Source organism: Streptomyces phytophilus, from assembly GCF_013870535.1.
In the GTDB taxonomy this organism is placed as follows: Bacteria; Actinomycetota; Actinomycetes; order Streptomycetales; family Streptomycetaceae; genus Streptomyces; species Streptomyces phytophilus.
Window position 1 is genome coordinate 1 of record NZ_JACBXC010000336.1, and the last position, 5353, is coordinate 5353.

At 72.6% G+C, this 5353-nt stretch carries 3 protein-coding genes and 1 pseudogene; 2 read left to right on the forward strand and 2 right to left on the reverse strand.

All coding sequences use genetic code 11. The features are described from left to right. Nucleotides 1-608: phosphatidylinositol phosphate synthase (gene pgsA / locus H5J30_RS16365; protein WP_181788164.1), on the reverse strand; the 608-nt coding region annotated here is incomplete at its 3' end. 250 nt (nt 609-858) lie between these two features. On the opposite strand from pgsA, the gene H5J30_RS16370 reads away from it, so the two are divergent. Together H5J30_RS16370 and H5J30_RS16375 are read left to right on the forward strand one after the other, a co-directional pair. Further along, nucleotides 859-3057, forward strand: coding sequence for an elongation factor G-like protein EF-G2 (locus H5J30_RS16370; protein ID WP_181788165.1), 2199 nt, complete (start codon nt 859-861; stop codon nt 3055-3057). A 93-nt stretch (nt 3058-3150) separates the two neighbouring features. After that, on the forward strand, nt 3151-4812 hold the full coding sequence (locus H5J30_RS16375; protein WP_508470491.1) for an AbeC-like domain-containing protein: 1662 nt from the start codon (nt 3151-3153) through the stop codon (nt 4810-4812). Nucleotides 4813-4855: 43 nt separating this feature from the next. Here the strand turns inward: H5J30_RS16375 and H5J30_RS16380 are convergent. After that, nucleotides 4856-5353, reverse strand: a pseudogene (locus H5J30_RS16380) (PLP-dependent aminotransferase family protein); the annotation flags it as partial.

The following is a 5353-nucleotide window of genomic DNA, read 5'->3' on the forward strand; positions in this document are numbered from 1 at the left end:
TGCACGGTCACCATCCGCTGGCAGAGCGTGACGGCGCTGCCCGCGGCGACGACCCACAGCGCGATGGGCAGCAGGAGGTCGATGTGCGGGATGCCGAACGTGCGCTCCATGCCCGCGAAGCCGGCGAGCACCAGGGTGATCACCAGCCGGTCGGCGCGCTCCATCAGGCCGTTGACCTTGACCGGCAGGCCGATGCTCTCGCCGCGCGCCTTGGTGTACGACACGACCTGCCCGCCGGCCAGGCAGAAGATCGCCACCGCGCACATCATGAGGTCGTCGCCGCCGCCCGCGTACCAGAGCGCGATGCCGCCGAAGACGGCGGAGTCCGCGGCCCGGTCGAGCGTCGAGTCCAGGAACGCGCCCCAGCGGCTGGAGCGGCCGGACTGGCGGGCCATGGTGCCGTCGATCAGGTCGGAGAAGACGAAGAGGGTGATGAGCAGCGTGCCCCAGAAGAACTCCCCGCGGGGGAAGAAGGCCAAGGCTCCCGCCATCACCCCGAGGGTGCCCACGAACGTGACGGTGTCGGGGCTCACGCCGCGACGCAGCAGCATCGCGGCGATGGGTGCGAAGACACGCGTGAAGATCGCACGCGCGTACTTGTTCAGCATGGCCGTCCCAGGGTCGCCGGTCGGCGGGCCCCGCGGCTGTCCGGGGGCTCGTCGGTGGAAGTCGCTCAACGTAGCGCAGCCATCGTAGCCAGCGCCCGGGCGGGGCCGCGCGGGCCGTACGCCGGTGACCTGCCGGGGCCCGCGCACGTCCGCGGCGGTCGGCGCTTCCGAACCCGTCCGTGCTATTTACGGCGTCTGACGGCGGTGCAAAGCTCGAATGCACCGCACGTGTCAGACGGAGGCGAGACACATGGGTGACAAGGCAAACGCACACCCCGGGGCCGCCGGCAGGGCAGCGGCGGCCGCCCGGCCCTCCGACATTCGGAACGTGGCGCTGGTCGGCCATAGCGGATCCGGTAAGACGACGCTGGTGGAGGCGCTGGCGCTGACCACGAAGGCGCTCACCCGGGCCGGCCGGGTCGAGGACGGCGGCTGCGTATCCGACTACGACGAGATCGAACAGCGCCAGCAGCGCTCGGTACAGCTCTCGCTGGTCCCGGTCGAGTGGGACGGCATCAAGATCAATCTGTTGGACACCCCCGGCTACGCGGACTTCGTCGGGGAGCTTCGGGCCGGTCTGCGAGCGGCGGACGCGGCCCTTTTCGTCGTCTCGGCCGCGGACGGCGTGGACGGCGCGACCCGGATGCTCTGGGAGGAGTGCGCGGCGGTCGGGATGCCGCGGGCGATCGTCGTCACGCACCTGGACGCCGCCAGAGCCGACTTCGACCAGATGACCGAGACCTGCCGGGAGGCATTCGGCGGCGACGACCCCGACGCCGTGCTGCCGCTGTACCTGCCGCTGCTCGGCGCCCCGGCGGCGGACGGCCACGCGCCGGTGCACGGGCTCATCGGCCTGCTCACGCAGCGGGTCTTCGACTACACCTCCGGTGCCCGCGAGGACCGGGCGCCGCGGGCGGACGAGCTGCCGCTGATCGAGGAGGCGCGCAACCGGCTGATCGAGGGCATCATCTCCGAGAGCGAGGACGAGTCGCTCATGGAGCGCTACCTCGGCGGCGAGGAGGTCGAGGTCAAGACGCTCGTGGGGGACCTGGAGAAGGCCGTCGCGCGCGGGGTGTTCCACCCCGTGCTGGCCGCCGCGCCCGCCGCGGACGGCGGCACGCAGGGGCTGGGCACGGTCGAGCTGCTGGAGCTGGTCACCGGCGGCTTCCCCACGCCGCCGGAGCGGCGGATCCCCGACGTGACCACGGTGCGCGGCGAGGAGCGCACGGCGCTGGCCTGCGACCCGGCCGGGCCGCTGGCCGCCGAGGTGGTCAGGACGTCCTCGGACCCGTACATCGGCCGGCTGTCGCTGCTGCGCGTCTTCTCCGGCACGCTGCGCCCCGACCAGACGGTGCACGTCTCGGGCCACGGCATGGAGGACCGCGGGCACGAGGACCACGACACCGACGAGCGGATCGGCTCGCTGACCGCCCCGTTCGGCAAGCTCCAGCGCCCGCTGGACGCGGCGATCGCCGGCGACATCGCCTGCGTCGGCAAGCTGAACGGCGCGGAGACCGGCGACACGGTCTCGGCGAAGGACGAGCCGCTGCTGATGGCGCCGTGGCTGATGCCCGACCCGCTGCTGCCGGTGGCCATCGAGGCGCACACCAAGCAGGACGAGGACAAGCTGTCGCAGGGCCTGGCGCGGCTGTGCGCAGAGGATCCGACGATGCGGCTGGAACAGAACGCCAGCACCCGGCAGTTGGTGCTCTGGTGCCTGGGCGAGGCGCACCGCGACGTGGCGCTGGAGCGGCTGCGCACGCGGTACGGCGTGCAGGTCGACTCGGTGGACCACAAGGTGTCGCTGCGCGAGACGTTCTCCGGTCGGGCGGCGGCGCGCGGGCGGCACGTCAAGCAGTCCGGCGGCCACGGGCAGTACGCCATCTGCGACATCGAGGTGGAGCCGCTGCCGGGGGGCTCGGGCATCGAGTTCGTGGACAAGGTGGTCGGCGGCGCGGTGCCGCGGCAGTTCATCCCGTCGGTGGAGAAGGGGGTACGAGGCCAGGCGGTCAAGGGCGTGGCCACGGGCTATCCGCTGGTCGACGTGCGGGTGACGCTCGTCGACGGCAAGGCGCACTCGGTGGACTCCTCGGACGCCGCGTTCCAGACGGCGGGCGCGCTGGCGCTGCGGGAGGCCGCGGCGCAGGTGCAGATCCACCTGCTGGAGCCGGTCGCCGAGATCAGCGTGCTGGTCGCGGACGAGTACGTCGGCCCGGTGATGAGCGACCTGTCCGGGCGGCGCGGCCGCGTGGTCGGCACCGAGCAGGCGGGCGGCGGCCGGACGCTGGTGCGCGCGGACGTGCCGGAGTTCGAGATCGGCCGGTACGCGGTGGATCTGCGCTCCCTGTCGCACGGCACCGGCCGGTTCGACCGCTCGTACGCCAGGCACGAGCCGATGCCGCAGCAGCTGGCGGCGAAGATCCGTGATCGGCAGGGCCACGACGGTTGACCGCGGCTAGGCTGGGGCACATTGGTGGTCGGGCCCGCTTGCCCGCGGGCCCGGCCCCATCACCGGGGCGGACGCGCGGCGTTGGGGGCGGCAGTGGCAGGTTCTGAGGGGCTGGAGTTCGACTTCGCCCCGCGTGCACAGGTGCCGCTCTCGGGCGCACAGGGTCAGACGGCCGCGACGCACGCGCTCGCCTCCACGGCGTACCGCGACAACGCGGTCACCAAGCTGCTCGACGCCAACAACGACTGGAGCAAGTCGGACTTCAAGAAGGGCCGGCTCTCGCTCTTCGAGCCGAACCTGGGCGAGGCGTTCGCGCGCGCGGTCACGGTGCGCATGCTCGCGGACGGCCGCAAGCCGCTCATCCAGTCGTTCGGTACGGAGCCGCAGGCGGTGCTGGAGCACTGCCTGGCGGCCAACCGGTACCGCAAGGAGCGCGACACCCGGCTGACCGTGGTGATGGCCGTCTTCGGGCTGCTGTTCCTGCCCGGGGTGCTGCTCTGGCTCGGCGTCTTCCAGCTCCGCCGCACCCTGGCCGGGGCGTCGGACAAGCGCGTCGGCGCGGTGGGTTACGTGCTGCTGGGCATCATCGGCGTGGCCGCCATATACCTGTTCCTCACGCTGCCGCTCGACGGCCTGCTCAACATCTACCTGCGCGGCCTGCTGGTCGCCCCGGTCATAGGCTGGTTCTGGGCGAACCGGATCTGCGAGAAGTACGCCAGGGGCCTGCGCGAGCACTGGACGGCGCTGCTGTCCGGCGGCGGCCTCGGCGCCAAGATCCCGGAGGCGGTGCCGAGCAATCCCGGCGAGGCCAGCGCGGAGCGGCTGCGGCTGGGCCTGGCGAAGCTGTCGGCGGAGCAGCACAGCAACGTCGTCTTCTACGCGGGCCCCAAGGGGATACTCGGCATGGGCACCCGCTGGGGCTCCTGGCAGTTGGCGGAGGACCTCAAGCCGAAGGAGTCGGGCGGCGAGATCCACCCGTTCCGCAGCTGGGACGTCGTCAAGGCGGTCCACGACAAGCTGCGCATGCTGGAGCGCACCCCGCTGCACACCGGCGGCTTCCCGGCGCCCGCGATACGGCACTGGATCGTCGCGCCGATAGGCGAGGGCGCGGGGGAGGTCGCCCGGCCCGGCGGCACGATCGTCGACGGCTATTCCGTACGGGACTTCGAGGTCCAGCGGATCTGCAACGAGCAGCAGTTCGGCGCGGGCAACCGGCACTATCTGGGCGTGCAGTTCACGCTCTGGGACGGCCAGCTGGTCATCACCATGATGATCTCGGTGACCGTGCTGCACGAGACGCTGCGCATCGAGGTCACGGGGCACGCGCTGGGCCCGGTGCACCCGATGTTCACCAGCAAGCCCGGCCGCCAGACCAAGACGGTGAGCGGCATGAAGTTCTGGGAGACCAAGGAGAAGCCGCTGCCGCTGGTGCCCTCCCGCGAGGTGGTGCGGCTGGCCGCCCGTGCGCCGTTCACCTGGTACCCGCCGCTGCTCGACTACCTCGGTGGCAAGCTGAAGCTCCCCGAGCCCTTCGGGCTGCGGCACGTGTGGGCGGACAAGATGTGGCGGCATCGCTTCATGGCCGACGACGTGCTGCGCGCGGCGCCGCCCGTGCTGCGGGTGGTGCACCAGGCCGCTCTGCGGGTGCTGGAGGAGAACAACGTGGACACGACCAACTTCGCCGGCCGGTCGCTGGCCCTCAGCGGGATGGTGCAGAGCGCGGAGCCGCGGCGGGCGGACATGTACGACGCCTGACGGCGCCCGAAGGGGGCGCGCGCGGGCCGGGGTTCGACCCCTTTCAGACCGTCACGCCCCCGAGCGCCGCGGGCGTCGCCGGGCGGGAGCTGCCGTCGTACGCCGCCCAGGCCGCGGCCAGCCGCTCGACCGCCTCGGTGAGCACGTCGTGCGGGGAGCAGAAGTGCAGCCGCAGGTACGGGCCGCTGCCCCCGGCGGCGTCCACGCAGGCGCCGGGCAGGACGGCGACCCCGTGCCGGAGCGCGACCTGCGCGAAGGACACCCCGTCCCCGTACGGCAGCCGCAGCCACACCGTCTGCCCGCCGGGCACCGGCGGGCAGCTCCAGGAGGGCAGCAGCCGGGCCAGCTCGGCGCGCAGGTGGTCGTGGGCGCGGCGCAGTTCGGTGCGGCGCCGGGCGAGCAGCGGTTCGTACGCGGCCAGCAGCGAGACGGCGACGAGTTGGGCCGGCACGTCGGTGCCGAGGTCGTGGACGGCCTTCAGCCGGGCGAGCCGGGTGACGGTGAGCACCTGGGGGTTGACCACCTGGACGTCGTCATAGAC